This is a genomic window from Lysinibacillus capsici (assembly GCF_020217405.1).
GTDB classification, from domain to species: domain Bacteria; phylum Bacillota; class Bacilli; order Bacillales_A; family Planococcaceae; genus Lysinibacillus; species Lysinibacillus capsici.
On sequence record NZ_CP084108.1, the window covers coordinates 1,278,899 to 1,300,217 of the forward strand.

Here is a 21,319-nt window from a genome sequence, read left to right on the forward strand (position 1 = left end):
GGAGGGATTCGATGCAACAACCGTTAAAAAAGTGGAAGCTATTGTTAGTCACTAGTGTTGTTATTATTTTATGTAGTTTGGGCTTGTTACCAGATGCAACAAAGGCAGCAGAAATTACAGTTAATGGAGAGGTTCTATCCTATATCCAATACCTAGAAGGAGATTCTGCAGGGATTCTTCATATATATAGTGGAGATTATTTAACAAAAAATTTTACCGATAGAGATAGTTTACCGACAGATGCGAAATGGATAACATTTTTTCCAATTACTCTGCCATTAGATAATGGTATAGAATACATGTTTAGTCGTGATGGAAAATCTGTAGAAAAGCAGTATGTTCACAATTGGACTGATATTCCTTCTGATGTTAAGTGGATAACAGTAAGTAATTTTGATGGTGATATTGGGGGTGGGAAAAACCCAATAACGAATCAAAAATACCGCTATAGTGTAGATGGTGTAAATGTTGTGGAAAGTGCTACCGTTCCTGCTAATGCTTTATGGGCTAATTTAAGCTACTATGAAACCATTTCTAATGGAACACATAAACGTTTAAGGTATGAAAAAGTGAATTACACATTAAAATTAAATCCAACACCACCAGTGATCAATTTAACAAAGTCCCCTACAGGATGGACAAATGGTGATGTTACAGTTACGGCAAATATTAGTAGTGAAAGTGATTTGAAGATTCAAAAGTGGGATTATGGCATTCAAAATGAATCATATTTTAATACAGCTGGAAACTCATTAGTAGATTCTTTTGTTAGTATAGATCAAAATCGAACGATTACGTGGTATGCAAGGGATATTTTATTAAATTCAACTGTTCAAACGATTACTATTGATAATATCGATAAAGATGCACCAATCATTACAAGTGGCAATATGACCATAATTACCAATCAGAAATTAGAAGTTCCAATTACCATTACTGATAGTAAAAGTGGAGTGAAAACGAAGAAATGGGCATTTGGAAATCAAAATGAATCTTATTTTTTGACGGGAGGAAATCCGTTCACTGAGAATAAAATTGTTGTGGATAATTTTGGGACATATACATTGTTTGCGGAAGATCATGCAGGAAATAAGTCAATCTCCACCGTGCATTTATATTCAGCGGATTTAGAGGGCTTACATTTAAATGAAGGAACGCTTTCTCCACAATTTTCTAAAGAAATACTTTCTTATGATGTCAATGTAATGAACACAGTTTCAACCGTTACAGTGATACCAAATGCTATAGATTCAACTGCAACAGTTAAGGTTAATGGGAATCTAGTCAGTAGTGGTGCAACATCAGCTACAATTCCCCTTAATGTTGGAAGTAATACAATATTAATAGAAGTAACAGCTTTAAATAGCACAAAAAAGACATACCAAGTGAAAGTAACGCGGGCGCTATCAAGTAATGCTAATCTAATTAGTCTTACTTTAAGCTCAGGAATACTATCTCCTGAAATTAGCTCAGGAGATAGCAATTATACAGCAAGCGTAGAGAATGCCATTACTAGTTTAACAATAACACCAACAACAGCAGATGCTACAGCTAAAATAAAGGTGGACGGGCATGCGGTGAGTAGTGGCATAGCATCAAATCCGATTCCGCTGAATGTAGGACAGAATACGGTAACAATCGAAGTAACAGCAGAAGATAACACAACGCAGAGGACCTATACAATTACGATAACGAGATTCCCATCGAATAATGCTAACCTGAGTGATCTCACTCTAAGCACGGGGTCATTCCTTCCTGTATTTAATGGGGGAGATTTCACCTATACAGCAAGCGTAGAGAATGCTATTACTAGTTTAACAGTAACACCAACAGCAGCAGATGCCACAGCTAAAATAAAGGTGGACGGGCATGCGGTGAGTAGTGGCACAGCATCAGATCCGATTCCGCTGAATGTAGGACAGAATACGGTAACAATCGAAGTAACAGCAGAAGATAACACAACGCAGACCTATACAGTAACGGTAACGAGATTCCCATCAAGTAACGCAAATTTAAAAAGTCTAACGTTGAATTATGGAAATTTGAAGCCGTCATTTGATTCTCAAATTGAAAAATATTCAGTTAATGTTGATGTAAATGTGAATAGTATAGATTTAACACCAATACTGGATGACCATGATGCAACGCTGATGATTAATGGAATACCAAGCAGCAGTGGAAAGAAAATGACAGTGTCACTAAACTTCGGGGCAAATACTATTTTACTAGAAATAACAGCACCAGACGGGGTTACGAAAAAGAAATACAAAGTTGAAATATATCGTGAGCAGCTACCAGCACCCGTAGATTCACCACAAATTCCAGGAAACTCAGCGCCTGTAGAGCCAGCAGCACCAGCACCAATAGAGCTTCCTCAGCTGGTACCGACTGATCCTAAGCAACCGCAAGAGCCCATTACAGATATTATCTTTTCAGACGTGCCCGTGCATCATTGGGCTTACACAATGATTGGTGATTTTGCTAAACGTGGATATATTACAGGGTATGTGGATGGTACTTTTAAACCAAATGATCCGATTTCTCGTCAGCATGTTGCGTTAATATTTTCCCGTATTTTTAAACTAAATCCCATACAGGAAGCACAAACATTTAAGGATATTCCACTAAATCATCGGTATTATGAAACCATCAAGTTGGTGCAACAAGCTGGTCTGTATCAAGGTATTAACGGATACTTTAAGCCAGATGAAAATATGACACGTGCTCAAATAGCGAAAGTATTAGCTATAGCATTAAACTTATCACCAACGAGCACACATACATTTAAAGATATTCCATCAACACATTGGGCACATGACTATATTATCGCTCTGGCGGCAAATGATATTGCGTTAGGGGATAACGGTTACTTTAAACCAGAATCTTCAGTAACACGTGCCCAATTTGTAGCATTTTTATACAGAGCCTTACAACAATAATAAAATCCAACATGGTTCATATTTGTATAATTTTGTTAATCAACATGTGTGATTATGGGATAAAGGGGATGTTATGAGAAGAACATGGCAACAAGTGGTTTCGTTATTTGTCATCTGGTTGTTACTTATACAACCTGTGTGTGGTAATGTGACCGTATTTGCAAATATAAATGAGACACTTCATTTTACAATTACAACAGAATCCATCATCAGGTGACAATAAATACAAATGGTGGTACAATACTTCCGCCATTAGAGGTTGCTTATAATACAAAAATAAGTGATTTACCTTTGCCTACCAAAGATGGTTTTCGCTTTGGAGGCTGGTATGAGGATGCAGCATTTAAAATTAAGTGGGATGAAGATACAGTTATTCGAGAGAATTTGGTAATATATGCAAAGTGGATACCTTTGCCAGTGTACGAATCAGACACACCGCAGCACTGGTAAGGTTCGATGATATGGATAGCCATTGGGCAAAAGAGATAGTCGAGGAACTAGCGACACTAGAGATTATCCAAGGTTATGAACATGGCACTTTCCGTCCGAATGAACCAATTAGTCGAATGCATGTAGCAGTATTATTTGCACGCACCTTCGAGTTTGAATCAATTCGCTCAGCAAAAGTCTTTTCTGATATAGCACCAAAACCTATCTACTATGAAGAGATCAACACGCTACAGCAAGTGGGAATTATTGATGGGTGGGGTGACACATTCCGACCATTAGAAGCTATTACATGTGCACAAGTAGCAAAAATTTTAGCAAAAACATTACAACTAACTTCTGAGGGTACAAGTTCATTTAGTGATGTTTCTAGTAATCATTGGAGCACGGATTATATTGCAGCACTAGAACAGGTTGAGATTGCATTGGGGAGTAATGGTGAATTTTATCCCAAAACGCCAGTAACACGTGCCGAGCTAACGACCTTTTTATTCAGGGCACTCCAATTTTAACTATCTTTTGTGTAATCTAACAGCTTCACATCGTTATGAACACTGTAAAGTCGAATATTACTTTAAGTAATATAGATTAGCGATGAATAGATATTTTTATAATCACATTTGAAAGCTCATTAATTTAAAGAAGAAAAGTAATGGATATTACGTATAGCAACAAAGGGTAAAAATATTTTCTATTTGTAAATAGTCCAATAGATAGAAGAAATTATAAGTTAAATTAGTCTATTATTAGAAGTAGAAAAAACTGATTTTTCTATTTTTCTAGTTGTATATTACTTTAAAGTAATATAGAATCAAAAATAAGCAGTGATTATCATTAGCTTATCTGATGGTTGTTCACTCAATAGAGAAAAGAAAGTGAGGTGAAAAGTAATGATGTTTCCTCCAATGGGTTTCCCAAAAGGCGATACAAAGCCATTCGGTAAATAATTATTACCTCAAGGTCTGACTTTTTAGTCAGACCTCATCTTTTGAAATTTAATCAGGGAAGGCTGTTTACCATGCTTGAACCAATATATGAATTAGAAAATGTAACTTTCTACTATAAAAAAGGTAAATTTAAAGCAAATAATGGCATTTCATTGACTATATATAAAGGTGAAATAATTGGGTTATTAGGCCCGAATGGTGCAGGAAAAACGACATTGATAAAGCAAATGATAGGACAGCTAGCACCAACAGAGGGATCCGTGAAATTTCATCAACAAGAAGTATCTAAGAATCCGAAGTATGTATTGAAACAGACTGCTTATTATTCACAGGAGACTTTTGCTTTATCATTTTTAAAAACATGGGAAGCCATTTATTTTACGGGTAGATTAAAGGGGCTTTCCAAAAAAGAGTCGAAGCAACAGACAGATAATATTTTGCTGAGGTTAGACATGGAAGCTTATCGAGATAAGCTACTGTCAAAGCTTTCGGGTGGTCAAAGAAGACTCATTAGTTTAGGAGCAACTTTGATTGGTCAGGCATCTGTTATGATTTTGGATGAGCCTACAAATGAGCTGGATCCATTAAAACGGAAATTAGTATGGGACATCATTCGTGAGCTTAACCAAAAGGGTACAACAATTATTTTAGTCACTCACAATATTTTGGAAGCTGAAAAAGTTGTTCATCGTGTAGCTGTTATAGATAACGGAAAGCTTTTAGCCATTGACCATGTCGAAAAGCTAAAGAGAAGAGTAGACCAAAGAATGCGTTTAGAAATTTATGCGCAGGAGGCCTCTATTCACAATATCAAAGACAGACTGAAAGATTTTGGACAAGCAGAATTAGTAGAGGATACAAAACTCACGATGTTAATCGAGAAAAATATGGTTCGTACTATTGTTGAAATAATACAGGATGAGACATTGAACATTAACCAATACTCTCTGTTTCCACCAAGTCTAGAAGATGTCTATTCACTACTTCAAGAACAGCAAAGGAGTGAATAGTTAATGCATGCCTTTAGTCAATTCTTTGTTGAATTACTTATTTTATTTCGTATACAAATAGCCATCGTAAGGCATCAATTATTATGGATTATTGCAATGTCTTCCATTTTTCCAATAGTTACTTTAGTGTTTCTCGAATTTTTACTGGGTGAATCTAGCTCTGAACAATTGGCACGATTAATTATCGGTAATATGATTTTTAGTATTCTATTAATGGGGATGAATATTCTAGGGCAGGATATCTCGTATCAAAAATTTGGGGGCTATTTTACATATTACTCCTCCCTTCCCATTCGAAAGGTTAATTTTATTTTATCTTTGTTGTTTTATGGTATTTTAACTTCCTTACCTTCGTTTATTATTGTATTTACGTTTGGTCAGCAAATTTACGGGGTCAATCTTCATTTTGAGTGGCTTCTACTACCAGTCGCTTTATTGGCGATTTTTAGTGTAGTAGGCATTGGTGTATTAATGGGGTTTTTATCTCCAAATCCTCAATTTACAAATATTGTAGCGCAATTTTTGTTGATGTTTGTTACTTTCTTAACACCAGTTATGATTGAGCTGAAAGACCTTCCCATCGTTCTGCAGTGGATTTCCTACGTGTTACCAACAACATATGTAGCGAATGTATTACACGGTATGCTAACGGTTGGATGGACCAATTCTACAGTCATAGATGTTCTAATCTTACTCATTTTTTCCTGTTTTTCTTATCTATTAATCAGTAAAAAAATACATTGGCGTGTTCAATAAATTATTTGAATAGGGAGTTAAATTTAAAATGAAAACTTTTGAAACTAAGTTAGAGCAGTACGCGGAATTGGTCATAAAAGTAGGGATTAATATTCAACAAGGACAGACTTTAGTGATTTCTGCCTCAATGGCTGCTGCCGATTTTGTTCGAAGGGTTTGCCGACATGCCTATCTCAATGGTGCACATTATGTTTATATAAAGTGGATTGATGAAGAGCTTGCTCGAATTGAATATGAATATATGACAGAGCAAGGCTTAGCCTATACACCAGATTGGCTTGTGAAGGGGTATGAAGAAATGGCGAGTAGTGGTGCCGCTTTTCTTTATATTATTTCACCCCACCTGCAAAATATGGAGGGAATAGACCTTGTTAAGGTAGAAAAAGCAGAGTATGCTTCTGCACTTGCTTTTCGTTCTTTTACCGAAAAATTGATTAAAATGCAAGTTAGTTGGACTGTTATTGTTTATCCGACGGAGCAATGGGCAGCATCTATTTTCCCTGACTTAGAGCCCAAAAATGCTCTTGAGGAATTATGGGAAAAGTTTTTTGAAATACTAAAATTAAGTGAAGAGAGCCCACTACAAGCCTGGGAAGAGCATGTTGATACATTAAATAAAAGGGCCACATTATTGAATGAAAAGTATTTCCGTTATTTACATTTCATTAGCGAAGAAACAAATTTAAAAATAGAGCTACCACAAAATCATCGTTGGGTTAATGGCTTGGAAACGAATGACATGGGAAGCTCATTTATTTGTAATATGCCGACTGAAGAAATTTATACAACACCACTCAAAAAAGGAGTAAATGGCATAGTCAAAAATACAAAGCCATTAGTTTATGAAGGGCAGATCATTGATCAATTTACACTTACATTTAAAGATGGTGAAATTACTGATTTCTTTGCAGAAAAAGGGATGGATGCATTACAAAGTATTCTTCAAAAAGACGAGGGTGCTAGATATATAGGTGAGGTTGCATTGGTTCCTCATGATTCTGCAATCTCTGCGAGCAATCTACTATTTTATCATAATTTATTTGATGAGAATGCATCCAGTCATTTAGCCATTGGGCAAGCCTATGCTTCAGGCTTGAAAGAAGATGGTGCAAACCTAGAAAACATAAATAATAGTATGATCCATATTGATTTTATGATAGGCTCACAAAAATTACAGGTGAATGGAATACGAGAGGACGGTACTGCCGAAGCAATTTTAGTGAATGGTAAATGGGTAATTAAATAAGGGGGAAGATGAATGGAAATAGTGCAGTGTAAGACTGATAAGGATTATGAAAAATTCGCTGTTTTCTTTTTGCAAAATAGAAATATATTTGATGATATGTATCCGATTTTAGATACACTTGGTAGTTTATATGTCATGATAGAGGAAACAAATCTGCTCCTCTTTCAAAATACACAGCAGGAAGTATTTGCTGCAGCAAGCTATACATTGGGTGTAAGAGAAGATCAATTTAAAAATAAACATATCGTTTTTATTGATTGCGCACTATTAAAGAAAGAATATCAAAATAGTCGATCCTTTGTTAAGGGTTTTCTACAAATGCTAAAACATATTTTAGAAGAACATCCAGAAGTGAAGGAAGTCCAATTTTATGCTTATCGCCATCATGGCTATATTCACCGTCTATATAAAAAGTTTGCCACTATTATAGATGAAAAAGAAGGATATTTTGGAATGCAAGATGTCTTCTCTGTAGAATTTCACAAATTGACTACTTTTTTAGAGGAATTTAATAAAAAACAAACCATTTAAACAGAATGGATAAAGGGCTATTTCAGGCAATGTTTCTATAAAAAATGCTACAATAAAAGAAAAAAAGAGGCGATGTACGTGAATAACGTCATTGATTTTATTGCAAAAAAAAAGGAGCGTGAAGACCGAAAGCGTGCTCAGGATTTAGAACGTTATGTAGCTACACAATGTAATTTTCAACACCCTGAAAATATTGATGCTCTTGTAGAGGACAAATTGATTGAGGTTAAAGATCATACGTTATTTCTTGGCTTTCTATCTATTTTAAAGGATGAGCAAATAGAACCGTTAGATATTTTTCAAGATGTCTTTTCATTAGAGCCCCCTCGTTTTGAAATGACCTACAATATGAGATGGTGGTCAGTTGTGCAATTGGCATTTACATTTTTAACAATTCTCAAGGAAAATGAGCCGCATACCTATGCTGATTTTTTAGGTCTCTCCAAATAACCTAAGTATGTGTACGTCTGTAAAGCAAATGTACACATACTTAGGTTTTTCCGTATCTACCCTCGCTAGCTTTACAAGCCTACTATATTTATTCATTAAATTCATAGATTTTTATAATTCCTCAATAATTTTTACTAAATATTCTTAACACCTCCATACTTGCTTAATGTTTGTTTTATAACATTACGTTTGTAAGCAAATAAAAATAAAGCAAAACAAATGGAGGGTCCAACACATGACAATTCAAAAACTGTGGAAAAAAGGTCTAATTGGTGCATTAGCTATTTCCATGTTGGCAGCTTGTTCTGACAGTTCATCTAGTGCAAATGAGGTAAAAAAGGACTTATCGCTTGAGGACATTACAGAAAAAGCAAAGGAAGAAGGCATTGTTAATTCTGTCGGTATGCCAGATACATGGGCGAACTGGGTGGAAACATGGGATGAACTTGGGACCGAATATAGTATCAAACACAAGGATACAGACATGTCGAGTGCTGAGGAGTTAGCGAAGTTTGAAGCAGAGAAGGATGATGCTACGGCAGATATTGGAGATGTCGGGATTGCTTTTGGACCAATCGCTAAGGACAAGGGCTTAACATTACCATACAAAACGTCTTATTGGGATGAAATACCTGATTGGGCTAAAGATGATGAAGGACACTGGATTGTTGGCTATACAGGAACCATTTCTTTTTTGACAGATAAAAATAATGTGAAGAATGCTCCAACATCATGGGAAGACCTAAAAAATGGAGATTACACAGTAAGTATTGGGGATGCATTAACAGCTAACCAAGCACAGTTTGCCATCTTAGCAGCGGCTATGGCATTTGGTGGAGATGAGTCCAACATCCAGCCAGGTATAGATTTCTTTGCTGAATTAGCGAAGCAAGGACGTCTACAGGGAGATCCATCAGTAGCAAACCTAGAAAAAGGTGAAATAGATGTTGCGATCTTATGGGACTTTAATGCATTAGGTTATCGTCATCAAATTGATGAGGACCGCTTTGATGTAGTGATACCTAAGGAGGGATCTGTCACTTCTGGTTATGCAACGGTAATTAATAAATATGCCAAAAACCCACATGCTGCCATGCTAGCACGTGAATATATTTTATCTGATGCAGGTCAAGAAAATTTAGCAAAAGGCTATGCGCGTCCAATTCGGGACGGAGTGAAATTACCACAGGATGTAAAAGATTTACTATTACCTGCTGATATGTATACGAATGCACAACCTGTTAAAGACCAAAAGAAATGGGAAGATACAACAAAGCAAATCCCTCAACTCTATCAAGAGCAGGTGTTAATCCATGCAAAATAACAAAGTGGTTCTCATTGTTATCGATGCCTTGCGCTTTGACACAGCCTGCACACATATGGGGTTCTTGCACCATTTAGTCGAGCGTCAGGTAGCTGCTCGCTATAAGGTTTGCTCAGAGGTGCCTTCTTTATCAAGACCATTGTATGAGACGATTTTAACAGGTACACCCCCTATTGTACATGGCGTTACCAGCAATATGACAGTGCGTTTATCGAAAGGGCAAAGTGTCTTTCATATCGCAAAGGAGCATGGTTTAACTACAGCAGCCTCCGCCTATTATTGGGTGAGTGAGCTTTATAATAGAGCGCCATTTAATCATATGGAGGACAGGCTACAACTCGATACACATTTACCAATTGACAATGGTATGTTCTATTTTGAGGATCATTATCCAGATAGTCATGTATTTGCCGATGCAGCATGGTTAATGGCTCAAAAGCAGCCTGATTTCCTGTATATTCATCCAATGAATGTTGATGATGATGGTCACAAATTTACGGCAGATTCTGCTCAATATCGCAATCGAGTTTTAGCGATGGATGCTTTACTATCCTTGTTTATTCCAAAGTGTATGGCGCTGGGCTATGAGGTTATCGTTACGGCTGATCATGGCATGACAAGAGATGGTAATCATGGCGGTACCACACATGAGGATCGTCATGTCCCGCTATTTGTCATTTCAGATGCTGTAAAGGCTGGCATAAAAGAAGGCATTATTTCTCAATTACAAGTTGCACCACTGTGCTGTCATTTATTAAATATCAAGCCTGCTGAAGATATGGTACCACTCCTGTTAGAAGGTGTCTTTACAGCAAAAGAGGTTTAAATAATAGTAGTCGCTCTTATTATAAGGAGCGGCTATTATCCCCATGAGCCGCAAGTCATTTATAGAAAGAAGTGAGTGTGTTGATATCGAAGCGGCAATCCATTGCTTGGCTTTCGCCTTTTCTTGTATTACTATTACTGTTTTTCTTAGTACCGCTCCTATATATGCTCATTACAAGCTTTCAAAATAGTGAGGGCTTTACTCTGAAGCAGTATGAATCAATTTTTACGAACGACTACATTCTTCAAGGTTTTAAAAATAGTATTACTTTATCTGTTATCTCAGCTATGATTGCGTTACTTATCACCTTGTTTGCAGTTTATGCCATGATGAAGTTTTCAGAGCCAGTACGGGAGAAGATTTTAATACTTACGAACTTAACCTCCAATTTTTCAGGTATTCCGCTAGCATTTGCTTTTATCGTTTTACTTGGCAATAGTGGTTTATTTACACTGTTATTTGACAAATGGGATATTGAGGCGTTGACATCCTTTTCATTATACAGTTGGAGCGGTTTGTTACTTATTTACATTTACTTTCAGCTGCCATTATCACTAATGCTTCTATATCCCATTTATGATGGAATTCAGCAACAGTGGAAGGAGGCGGCAGCTCTTCTTGGTGCATCTAGCTGGCAGTTTTGGATGAAAATTGGTCTCCCTGTTATGCTCCCAGGAATTGTGGGAACCTTTAGTGTATTGTTCGCCAATGCAATGGGCGCGTATGCCTCTGCTTATGCATTAACAAGTAGTAATTATAATTTAGTGGCGATTCGTATAGGCTCCTTAATAAAAGGTGATATTTTTGCTCAGCCAGAGCTAGCCAGTGCCATTGCAGTTATATTAGCAGTGACAATGGTAACGGCCATGCTGATCAGTGAGTGGAGCATCTCTAAAACAAGGAGGAAAGTAAAATGAAAAAGCGTGGTTTGGCTGATTTCTTTTTCCTTCTGCTCGTGGGATATTTACTATTACCAGTGTTAGCAACAATGCTCTATGCGTTTGCAACAAAATGGAATAAAACGATATTGCCAGAAGGACTCACATTAAAATGGCTTTCCACATTGTTTCGTGATACTGATTTTATTCAAGCATTCGGCCGTTCAGTTCTTTTGGCAGGGGGTGCCGTTAGTATCGCGCTCCTTGTCATTGTGCCAGCCATTTTCGTCATCGTCCTATACTTTCCAAGATACGAAAAATGGATACAGATGGCAGTGGTGATGGTGTATTCTTTTCCAGGAATTATTTTAGCTGTAGGGCTTATACGCGTTTATAGCCAAATAGGTATACCGATGATATTTGTTGTTTTAGGTGCTTATGTTGTGGGGATTCTTCCTTATATCTATCAAGGTACACGAAATAGTTTAAGAAATATAGATGCGAGGCAACTGCTTGATGCGGCTCAATTGCTAGGCGCATCAAAAAGGCAGGCATTCACAAAAATTTTACTGCCTACCGTTTATCCAGGCTTATTTGCGGGGGCATTGTTATCCTTCTCGGTCTTATTTGGTGAGTTTGTCTTAATTAATCTTGTTGTAGGTTCTCGCTTTGAAACCGTTCAAATTTATTTAATGAAAAAGCTTAGCACAAGTGGACATATTGCTAGTGCTGTTGTTTTCATCTATCTCGTACTAATGGGTCTTTTAACATTCGTCATTGCTATCGTAACGAAACGATCGAAAGGTGCTACAATTCTATGAGTTATCTTGTTATTGAAGGGCTTCATAAAAAATATGGACAAGTATCTGTTTTAACCAATATTCACATGGAAATTCAAAAAGGCGAATTTATCACACTATTAGGTCCTAGTGGCTGTGGAAAGAGTACGATTTTGCGTATTGTTGCAGGTTTAACAGATGCATCGGCAGGTAAGATTTTGATTGAAGGAAAAAATATGAGTGGCGTACAACCGAAGGATCGTCAAGTGGGTATGGTCTTTCAATCCTATGCACTTTTTCCTAATATGACGGTGCTTGAAAATGTTGCTTTTGGTTTGCGTATGCAAAAAGTTAATAAGGCAGATATAGAGCAGCGTGTTCATGAAATGCTAGCGCTTGTTCATCTAAGTGAGAAAGCTAATGCGTACCCGAAAGAATTATCGGGAGGTCAACAGCAGCGTGTTGCTCTAGCTCGTGCATTAATTGTCCGTCCTAAAGTACTGCTATTAGATGAACCACTTAGTGCGCTTGATGCTCAAATTCGCAAAAAACTACAAGCAGATTTACGAGCAATTCAACGAAAATTAAATATGACAATGATTCTAGTTACGCATGATCAGGAGGAGGCAATGGCTGTTTCGGATAGAATATTTGTCATGAATAATGGCAGCATTGCCCAAAACGGTACGCCAACGGAAATCTATATGAGACCAAATAATGAATTTATTGCTAATTTTATCGGTCATTATAATGTTTTTCCACGCCAAACTTTAGAAAAAATGCTTGGAGCATCTTTAATAGAGCAAGCCACGAAATTTGCAATACGCCCTGAGGCATTACATCTCGAGCAACGAGATGGAGACTTATGTCTCTCTGGGGTTGCCAAACAATCATTAATGAGCGGCAATATTATTCGTACTACATTTGAAGGAGAAATGGCGTTTGCAATGGAACAACTGCATCAACAAGGGTATTCGATTGAAATGGGAAAATCCTATAAATGCTATGTCGCACAAGAAGATGTGATTGCGCTATCATGACTTACGCTAAACTGGAAAGATTTGATTTTATTTTAAAACAATTAGATTCTGAAGGGAAAATTATTGTTGCCAATATTGCTGATGCCCTTCAGGTAGCACCAGAAACAATTCGCCGAGACTTTGATGAATTAGAGCAACAGCATTTATTATCAAGAGTTCATGGTGGGGCTATTAAATATACGAATGTACGTAATGAACCGGTATTTTTACGCAAGCTACAAATGCACAAGGACGCAAAGAGACAAATTGCTCGTATTGCTGCAAAACGCATTTGCGACGGCGATACTATTGCAGTAGATACAGGTACTACAACAGTACATATAGCCGATTTTTTACTAGCTGTGGAAGATATAACAGTTGTAACGAATTCAATTGCAGCAGCTATTCAATTTAATTTAGCCATAGAAGAACGACGCATGACAGGCAAGGTCATATTACTAGGAGGTACGGCGAATCCAAAACAATCTTCTGTTGCAGGTGCTATGACGTTAGAAATGCTAGATAATATGAATTTTGATAAGGCCTTTTTATCGTGTGGTGGCATGAGTGAGGGCATTGTTTATGATTACGATTTGGATGAATCTCTTATTTCAAAGAAAATGCTCAAGCATAGCAAAGTGAGTTATTTATTAGCCGATGCATCTAAAATTAATGGCAAATCATTTTTTCAAATCTGTCATCTTGATGAATGTACAGAAATTCTTTGCGAAAGCACTTGTCCATTAGAATGGCAGGCTTATGAGGAAAAATGGACGATATGTAATGGAGGGAAGAGTGGATGACAATAGATTATCACGTACATTTAGAAGAGGGACCTTATTCATTTCGCTGGCTAGAGCGTACATCGCAGGCACTGGAGTTTTTTTATCCGGATGATGAAACGGAAAAAGGCTCCAAACAACAAATAACTTGTCATTTACAGCGTCTAGCAAGGCGTGTGAAAAATGGCTGTTATAGTGAGGAATGGTTGGATTTATATCTTGAACAGGCAAAGCAGCTCGGCTTACGTGAGGTGGGGATTGTCGATCACTTATATCGTTTTCAAGAAACGCGTGCCTATTTTGAGCGATTTATGAGGCTGGATGAAAGTAAAATTGGACAAATTCAGCGCTATTGGCTGGATCGTGTGATGACAGAAAATATGGATGCTTTTGTGACGACCATTCAGCAGGCAAAGGAAAAATGGCGTCAACATGGCATTACACTGAGACTTGGTATAGAGGCAGATTATTTTGTTGGTGGTGAGGAGGAATTAACTGCTTTGCTAGCAGGTTATCCTTGGGATTATGTAATTGGTTCTGTTCATTTTGTTGATGGGTGGGGCTTTGATAATCCACAAACAAAGTATCTTTTTGAGCAAATGGATCAACCCTCTTTACAACAAAATTATGAGCGTTTTTTTAAAGTAGTAGAGAAAATGATTCTTTCCAATATGTTTGATTTTGTTGCCCATTTAGATAATTTTAAAGTATTTAATTATCAGGTGGAGGATCGTGCGTTTCTTGAAGTTTGGTATAAACGTATTGCAAAGGCACTAACGTCTACTGAAACCGCCACTGAAATCAATGCCGGGCTGTATTATCGTTACCCTGTACAGGAAATGTGCCCGGGTCCTCGTTTTTTACAAACCTTACTTGAGCATGGAGTTGCTTTTACTGTATCCTCTGATGCACATTTCCCAGATGATTTAGGTAAATATACATTTGCCAATACAGAGCTGCTAAAGGGTTATGGCGTTCAAGCTATTGCCTCCTTTGAACAGAGAGTGAAAAAAATGATGACGTTATAGGTTGAGTAAAGGGCACTAAAGCTTCAATGTAGTGCCTTTTATTCGTATTACATAAGTACAATTTTACTCGCATACAAATGATTAAATTCATATTTATAATGTGAGGCGAATCAAATTGACATCTATTAAAGAACAACCCTTTTTACCTATTATTATACAATCGGGTCAGCATGCGTACGGGGTAGCACGCTCATTTTATGCAGCCTACCGCATGAAAAGTCTTGTCATTGAGCCAGCAAAAAAAGGGAGGACGATGCGCTCACTCCTTTTGAAAGGCTCACAGGGAATTGCCACGCAGAATAGCGGTATTCTGGATTTTCAATACGTTGAACATTTAGATGATCCTACCCGTTTTGTACAAGCGCTAGTGGGATTGGCCATGCAGTGCCAACAAAAGAAATTGATTTTATTAGTTTGTGACTGCTACTATGCAGAGCTTATCATTGAAAATAAAGAGCAGCTTGAAAAGTACTTTATTTTACCTTACATTGATCAGGCTTTACTAAATAGGGTGCAAACAAAGGAGAAGTTCTACAGGCTTTGTGATAAATATCAGTTAAAATACCCCAAAACCATCATTATAACAAAGGAACATCATCCAAATAGAGAAATTCCAATCCAGTATCCCATTATTATTAAACCCTCCAATACCGTTGCCTATACGAACTGTTCCTTTCCTGAAAAGAAAAAAATATATCTAGTGCATGATGCAGATGAGATGCAGCACATTATTCGCTGTATTTATCGTTCTAGCTATCAAGACACCTTAATCGTTCAAGAATTTATTCCAGGCGACGATTCCTATATCCGTGTTCTAGATGTATATGTAGGAAGAGATCGAAAAGTAAAATTAATGTGTCTTAGCAACAAGCTACTCGAAGATCCATCTCCACAAAACAAAGGTATTTCTTTAGCTGTTATGATCGATTATGATGAACAGCTAATGGAATCCATTCGGCATTTTTTAGAGGACATCGGCTATACGGGCTTTGCTAATTTTGATATGAAATATGATGCAAGGGACGGGAAATACAAGCTATTTGAAATGAATTTGCGAGCAGGGGCTTCAAGCTACTATGTGACCGCAAGCGGGTATAATTTAATGCAATATGTGGTGGATGATTATTTATACCAGGTTAATCATGAACGAACATATGTCCAGACGAAGCATGTATGGTCACTACTTCCTTCAAAAACACTATTTAAATACATGAAGAATGAAAAATTAAAAATAGAAGCCAAGCGATTAATGAAAGAAGGGCAATACACGGATGCATTACTATATAAAGAAGATATGAATATAAAACGCTGGATAAAGCTGAAATTGTATCATTCATATTTACGGGTAAAATACAGCAAGTATTTTAACAAAAGCAATGGTTAGCATATGTGAAATGAAGGATAGGGCTTTAAGATTCGTATTTATTATTTCATTTTTGTTAAGTGATTTAGATATTGAAAAGCGTTATGAGACATTAAATTTAGGTATAAAAAATGCTTTAATAAGAATGAATCAAAGAAAGGATTATCTTTTAGATGAAATTGTTTTAGAAAGCTTTGAATAGCTGATAAATAAAAATTGGTACCTTCAAATATAGTAAAAAATATTGTAGTACTTTATTGGAAATAACGGATGAATTGCGCAAAAATAAAATTGAAAATGATGGGTATTTCAATTTGTTAAAAATAATTAGTGAATATAATATTGATTATGCTTATAAAATCTTTTAATAGCGAGTTCACATGTGTATGACAATAGGGTTAGGAAAGACCCTTTTGAGAGCGCTGTGGATAATATCGAACAATTAAAAGCTATAGAGTATTTTCATAAATTGTATAAATCAGAAATCAAATTATTTAAAGTTTATCTAATGAATTTAAAGATATAAAGATTGATTTGTTGACTTTAGAAGAAAAACTAAACCAACAGTAGGAAAAGATTTAACCAATAATCTTATTAATATTGAAATGATATCAACGAAAACATCTCAAAGGTTTTTTCGATAACTAAGGTAAAGCTCCCTTTATTTTTAATGCAAATAATAGTAAAGTACTTATTGAAAAATTACTAGTTCTTGATGGAGACTTAATTCGCTTAATTGATTATCTAAGAGAAAGTAGCTATTCAGATTACAGATATAACAATTATGTATCTGATACAATACATTATATAGTTGCTGCGGCTTTTAAAAAAAGTCACTTAGATATCAAATAAAAATAGTGGGGCACTAAGGTTATTTTGAATTACTTCAAATATATTCGCTTTTAGAAGGAAGTGGAGATAGAGAGAAATGTAGAGAATTATTTAGTTTCCTATAAAATTAGTAGAATTATTGGTCTTTTAAAGAAATAATTTTTAAAAATGAAATGATAGAATCTAATCTAATCTTATCTTTACAGACTGTGCTTTTTCTTTTGGTTATTTATTGCAATAACAGTTTCGGAATATTCAAACATATTTTGATGAGAATATTTAAATTTTACCGATTTATATTTGCCGAATCGACAAATCATACTTATAGCTCAATCTCTTATCACCTCTTAAAAAGGTATATTTGTTATTTTAAGTTATTCTTTAATCCCCACTATTATCATATCAATTTATGTTTAAATGACAAAATATATAAGTGAAAATGAGTGTGTATTTTATGGTAATTTTATGACATTGTAAATATAGTGTAGTATAAGAAAAGGCGTGTGCGCACGTGACCTAGAATAGCATAAAAAAGAACACTCATTTGTTTTTAACTCTAAAACAAATGAGTGTTTTTTCAGCTTTCATCGTTCTGAATAGTAGTCTGATTCAGAGGTTCTGCTCATTCCCTCACTTCAAAAAATAACAATGTTATTTAATGAAATAGTGCAGAATACAATAGCACTAAAAAACTAAGTAGAGTGAAACTAAATAGAATTATTAGAGGTAATTTCTCTTTACGTTCTTTGATTCGATTCATTCTAAGAAATAGTACAATACAAAGGGTGAGTGAAATACCAAAAAGAATAATAGGAACTATAGATAACACAACTATCCCCCTTTTTTAATAATTAACATTGAGAACCTATCCAGAAAGGATCTGGATTTACTGTACCTGTCCATTTAATCCATAATCCACAGTCCTTAACGCTTGATAAGTTTAAGGCAGTTGCCCCAATATCAATTAATCCTATTGCAATAATAGTAGCTAATCCAAGAGGAGGAGCAATAAAGGCAGCGATAGCAGCTCCAAGTGTAGCTATTCCTGCTCCAATTTGAATATAAGTTATTATCTTGGAAGCTTGACAACTATCAAAGTAAGTATAGAATCCAACTGAAGTCTTTTCATACTTACTTTTACCGTTACATGCAGCTAACGGCTGGACAGAAATCATTAATTCAAAGTCTTTTGTAGTAGACTCAATTAAGTCTTCAGATACATTTTCTTTTCTAGTTGACTCTTCATCAAAATAAAAACCATTTTCATCATATGTTACAAATGGCTGTATAGCCAATGTATCGTTTATTATTTGATTATGTTCATTTACTTTTGATATTGCAAGCTTGATATCAGAATCTGTTGCACCTTGTTTTTTTGCTAAATTAGTATCTATAGCAATATAGTCTCCATCGAAACCTATTGTTTTATCAAATTCTTTATCTAATTCTAATACACTTGTAAGAATAGTCGTATTCATTAGCTTTAGTTTTATAACTTTGAGGGTGTTGCTTCCAAAATTATATTAGTATAGCCTGTTTTGATTGTAGAACAAATAATCTGAAGACAAATTGTTCGACACAGTTTTACCATCAACAATAACAGTTTGAGCTAAAGCCATTATATATTTTGAACCGCCACCTTCTTTAGCTAAAAGGGGTTTAAATTCTTCACTTGTAACCTTTGATAACAATGCAATCTGTCTAAAGCTGTGCCTCCATTTACAACTAACAATTCATCTTTTGCAGTTGAATGTAAGTCATAAATTGAAGTAATATCATTATCTACTCAAAAATACCCTGGTTTGTACTCAAAATTACTTATGTCGGGTTTTCCTTCAAGATCGTTTGTAATTCCACTGATTTGTCAGCTACAACAGTAAAGCCTATAACGCCTAAACTACTTTGTTTTATATAAATCAATAATAACAAAGGTTTGGAATTATTTATAAACTATTCTAATTATTGTTATAACTATTGAGAAAGGTGAAGTTTCATCTATTATAAAGGATTAGTAAAAATTATTTGTATGGACAGGAAATGTGACGTTTTAGTTTTGTAACAATTACTTTTTGCTTATTAATGATAAAACATAAAAATAATTGTATAATTCATTTGTGAGGAAGGAGCGTCCGTTTAGTGAGTGAAGAAATGAGAACAGGTAAGAGTGTTTTTGAATTAGAGCAAGAACAACTAAAAACATTACCGAAAAATAAAAATAAAGAATCAGAAAAAGATTATTCAACATATTTTCAAGGGCCATCAATGATCGATGGAAAAAAACGTAAAACAGTAGCTGAACATATTCAATATGCTTTAGAAAACGGTTTCCGTGGAATAGGTGAGGGAAAAAGTTATCATATCATGACTTATGGCTGCCAAATGAATGAGCATGACACAGAAGTAATGGCTGGGATTTTTATGCAGCTAGGCTACACACCAACAGAGGTGATTGAAGAGGCTGACGTTGTCTTGCTAAATACATGTGCTATTCGTGAAAATGCAGAAAACAAAGTATTTGGAGAACTTGGTTTCCTGCTGAAATATAAACGAAAAAACCCTGAGATGCTAATAGGGGTTTGTGGCTGTATGTCGCAAGAGGAATCTGTGGTTAATAAAATTTTAAGAAGCTATCCACATGTTGATATGGTGTTTGGTACACACAATATTCATCGTCTGCCAAACATTTTAAAAGAAGCCTACATGTCTAAAGAAATGGTCATAGAGGTTTGGTCTAAAGAAGGCGATGTTATTGAAAATCTGCCGAAGAAACGTCTTGGCTCCATTAAGGCTTGGGTTAATATTATGTATGGCTGCGATAAATTCTGTACGTATTGTATCGTTCCATATACACGTGGTAAAGAGCGCAGTCGCCGACCAGAGGAAATCATTGCTGAAGTTCGTGAGCTAGCGGCAGCGGGCTACAAAGAAATTATGTTATTGGGACAAAATGTCAACGCTTACGGCAAAGATTTTGAGGATATTGATTATCGTCTTGGCGATTTAATGGATGAATTAAGAAAGATCGATATTCCACGTATTCGATTTACAACGAGTCATCCACGTGACTTTGATGATCATTTAATCGAAGTTCTTGCAAAGCGTGGCAACTTAGTGGAGCATATTCATTTACCAGTACAATCTGGCTCGAATGACGTGCTAAAAATTATGGCGCGTAAATACACACGCGAGCATTTCCTTGGTTTAGTGGATAGAATTAAAGCGGCAATACCTGAAGTAACCTTAACAACAGATATTATCGTTGGCTATCCAAATGAAACAGAGGAGCAGTTTGAGGAAACATTGTCCTTATACCGTGAAGTTGGCTTTGACGCAGCGTTTACGTATATTTATTCGCCACGTGAAGGTACACCAGCTGCAAAAATGATTGACAATGTACCTGAAGAGGTGAAAAAAGAGCGTCTTCAACGTTTAAATGAAGTGGTAGGTGAATACTCTCGCAAAGCATTGGAGCGTTTAAATGGTCAGGTTGTCGAAGTTTTAGTTGAAGGCACAAGTAAACGACGCGACGATGTGTTAGCGGGCTATACGAGGAAAAATCGTTTAGTTAACTTCAAAGCACCAGCAGAAGTAATTGGTCAATTAGTGAAAGTAAAAATAACAGAGACTACATCCTATTCACTTACTGGTGAATTTGTGGAAGTCGTAAAAAATGAAAAGGTGGAAGCATAAATGACACAAGTCTTATATACAAAAGAAGATTTAATTAAAAAATCACATGAAATTGCACATATGATTGCAAATACGCCAGAGGTTGAATTTTTCAAAAAGGCAGAAGCGCAAATTAACGAAAATCAACAAGTACGTGAACGTATTGCAAGCTTAAAAAGCTTACAAAAACAAGCGGTTAATTTCCAGCACTTAGGGAAAGAAAAAGCATTAAAAATGATTGAAGATAAAATTGCTAAAATCGAGGAAGAAATTAATGCCATCCCAGTTGTGCAACAATTTAAAGAATCACAAGGCGATGTAAATGATTTATTGCAACTTGTTTCAAATACGATCGCAAATAATGTTACAAATGAAATTATTCGCTCAACTGGTGGCGATGTTCTTCGTGGTGAAACGGGTTCATACGTAGAAAATACTCAACCAGGTAGCTGCTCTTAACAGATTATAGAAATCAAAGCTCGAATGCTGTCATT

General features: G+C 35.8%; 20 protein-coding genes. 19 read left to right on the forward strand and 1 reads right to left on the reverse strand.

Annotation, left to right across the window (positions count from 1 at the left end; all coding sequences use genetic code 11):
* Positions 1-11 precede the first annotated feature (11 nt).
* The 17 genes from LCP48_RS05995 (at position 12) to LCP48_RS06075 (ending at position 16,346) form a co-directional block, all read left to right on the forward strand.
* Positions 12-2,939, forward strand: a complete 2,928-nt coding sequence (locus LCP48_RS05995) for a cadherin-like beta sandwich domain-containing protein (RefSeq protein WP_225340782.1) — start codon at positions 12-14, stop codon at positions 2,937-2,939.
* A gap of 73 nt (positions 2,940-3,012) precedes the next feature.
* Positions 3,013-3,156: a hypothetical protein gene (locus LCP48_RS06000; RefSeq protein ID WP_153802593.1), complete on the forward strand. Its 144-nt coding sequence runs from the start codon at positions 3,013-3,015 to the stop codon at positions 3,154-3,156.
* Positions 3,153-3,389 (forward strand): InlB B-repeat-containing protein, encoded by a 237-nt coding sequence (locus LCP48_RS06005; RefSeq protein WP_004225880.1) that lies wholly within the window; start codon positions 3,153-3,155, stop codon positions 3,387-3,389. The genes LCP48_RS06000 and LCP48_RS06005 overlap by 4 nt, the downstream gene beginning before the upstream one ends.
* An 11-nt stretch (positions 3,390-3,400) precedes the next feature.
* Positions 3,401-3,898: an S-layer homology domain-containing protein gene (locus LCP48_RS06010; protein WP_225340783.1), complete on the forward strand. Its 498-nt coding sequence runs from the start codon at positions 3,401-3,403 to the stop codon at positions 3,896-3,898.
* A gap of 506 nt (positions 3,899-4,404) precedes the next feature.
* Positions 4,405-5,343 (forward strand): ABC transporter ATP-binding protein, encoded by a 939-nt coding sequence (locus LCP48_RS06015; RefSeq protein WP_004225877.1) that lies wholly within the window; start codon positions 4,405-4,407, stop codon positions 5,341-5,343.
* 3 nt (positions 5,344-5,346) lie between these two features.
* The gene (locus tag LCP48_RS06020) at positions 5,347-6,099 is read left to right on the forward strand and encodes an ABC transporter permease (RefSeq protein WP_225340784.1); all 753 of its coding nucleotides are present in this window, start codon (positions 5,347-5,349) and stop codon (positions 6,097-6,099) included.
* 28 nt (positions 6,100-6,127) lie between these two features.
* Positions 6,128-7,345 (forward strand): aminopeptidase, encoded by a 1,218-nt coding sequence (locus LCP48_RS06025; RefSeq protein ID WP_004225873.1) that lies wholly within the window; start codon positions 6,128-6,130, stop codon positions 7,343-7,345.
* Positions 7,346-7,357: 12 nt separating this feature from the next.
* Complete coding sequence (locus tag LCP48_RS06030) at positions 7,358-7,876, forward strand: hypothetical protein (RefSeq protein WP_004225870.1); 519 nt, start codon at positions 7,358-7,360, stop codon at positions 7,874-7,876.
* Between the two features lie 72 nt (positions 7,877-7,948).
* Entirely contained in the window at positions 7,949-8,326 is a 378-nt protein-coding gene (locus LCP48_RS06035; protein WP_225340785.1) for an ELKS/Rab6-interacting/CAST family protein, read from the forward strand.
* A gap of 235 nt (positions 8,327-8,561) precedes the next feature.
* Positions 8,562-9,650 carry an ABC transporter substrate-binding protein gene (locus LCP48_RS06040; RefSeq protein WP_225340786.1) on the forward strand — a complete coding sequence of 363 codons (1,089 nt, stop codon included), beginning with the start codon at positions 8,562-8,564 and terminating at the stop codon, positions 9,648-9,650.
* Positions 9,640-10,476, forward strand: coding sequence for an alkaline phosphatase family protein (locus tag LCP48_RS06045; protein ID WP_048391489.1), 837 nt, complete (start codon positions 9,640-9,642; stop codon positions 10,474-10,476). Before LCP48_RS06040 ends, LCP48_RS06045 begins: the two co-directional genes overlap by 11 nt.
* A 71-nt stretch (positions 10,477-10,547) precedes the next feature.
* Positions 10,548-11,393, forward strand: coding sequence for an ABC transporter permease (locus tag LCP48_RS06050; RefSeq protein WP_181574653.1), 846 nt, complete (start codon positions 10,548-10,550; stop codon positions 11,391-11,393).
* A complete protein-coding gene (locus LCP48_RS06055) occupies positions 11,390-12,175 on the forward strand; it encodes an ABC transporter permease (RefSeq protein WP_004225862.1) in 786 nt (261 codons plus the stop codon). The genes LCP48_RS06050 and LCP48_RS06055 overlap by 4 nt, the downstream gene beginning before the upstream one ends.
* Positions 12,172-13,173 carry an ABC transporter ATP-binding protein gene (locus LCP48_RS06060; RefSeq protein WP_004225860.1) on the forward strand — a complete coding sequence of 334 codons (1,002 nt, stop codon included), beginning with the start codon at positions 12,172-12,174 and terminating at the stop codon, positions 13,171-13,173. Before LCP48_RS06055 ends, LCP48_RS06060 begins: the two co-directional genes overlap by 4 nt.
* Positions 13,170-13,955, forward strand: a complete 786-nt coding sequence (locus LCP48_RS06065; protein WP_004225858.1) for a DeoR/GlpR family DNA-binding transcription regulator — start codon at positions 13,170-13,172, stop codon at positions 13,953-13,955. Before LCP48_RS06060 ends, LCP48_RS06065 begins: the two co-directional genes overlap by 4 nt.
* Positions 13,952-14,962: a histidinol phosphate phosphatase domain-containing protein gene (locus LCP48_RS06070; RefSeq protein WP_048391480.1), complete on the forward strand. Its 1,011-nt coding sequence runs from the start codon at positions 13,952-13,954 to the stop codon at positions 14,960-14,962. The genes LCP48_RS06065 and LCP48_RS06070 overlap by 4 nt, the downstream gene beginning before the upstream one ends.
* Before the next feature lie 115 nt (positions 14,963-15,077).
* The gene (locus LCP48_RS06075; protein WP_225340787.1) at positions 15,078-16,346 is read left to right on the forward strand and encodes a carboxylate--amine ligase; all 1,269 of its coding nucleotides are present in this window, start codon (positions 15,078-15,080) and stop codon (positions 16,344-16,346) included.
* Positions 16,347-18,007: 1,661 nt separating this feature from the next.
* On the opposite strand, the gene LCP48_RS06080 is transcribed toward LCP48_RS06075, so the two are convergent.
* A complete protein-coding gene (locus tag LCP48_RS06080) occupies positions 18,008-18,634 on the reverse strand; it encodes a hypothetical protein (RefSeq protein ID WP_225340788.1) in 627 nt (208 codons plus the stop codon).
* Between the two features lie 658 nt (positions 18,635-19,292).
* On the opposite strand from LCP48_RS06080, the gene miaB reads away from it, so the two are divergent.
* Positions 19,293-20,846, forward strand: a complete 1,554-nt coding sequence (gene miaB / locus LCP48_RS06085) for a tRNA (N6-isopentenyl adenosine(37)-C2)-methylthiotransferase MiaB (RefSeq protein ID WP_004225844.1) — start codon at positions 19,293-19,295, stop codon at positions 20,844-20,846.
* Positions 20,847-21,284 carry a YlbF/YmcA family competence regulator gene (locus LCP48_RS06090; protein ID WP_004225842.1) on the forward strand — a complete coding sequence of 146 codons (438 nt, stop codon included), beginning with the start codon at positions 20,847-20,849 and terminating at the stop codon, positions 21,282-21,284.
* The last annotated feature ends 35 nt before the right edge of the window (positions 21,285-21,319 follow it).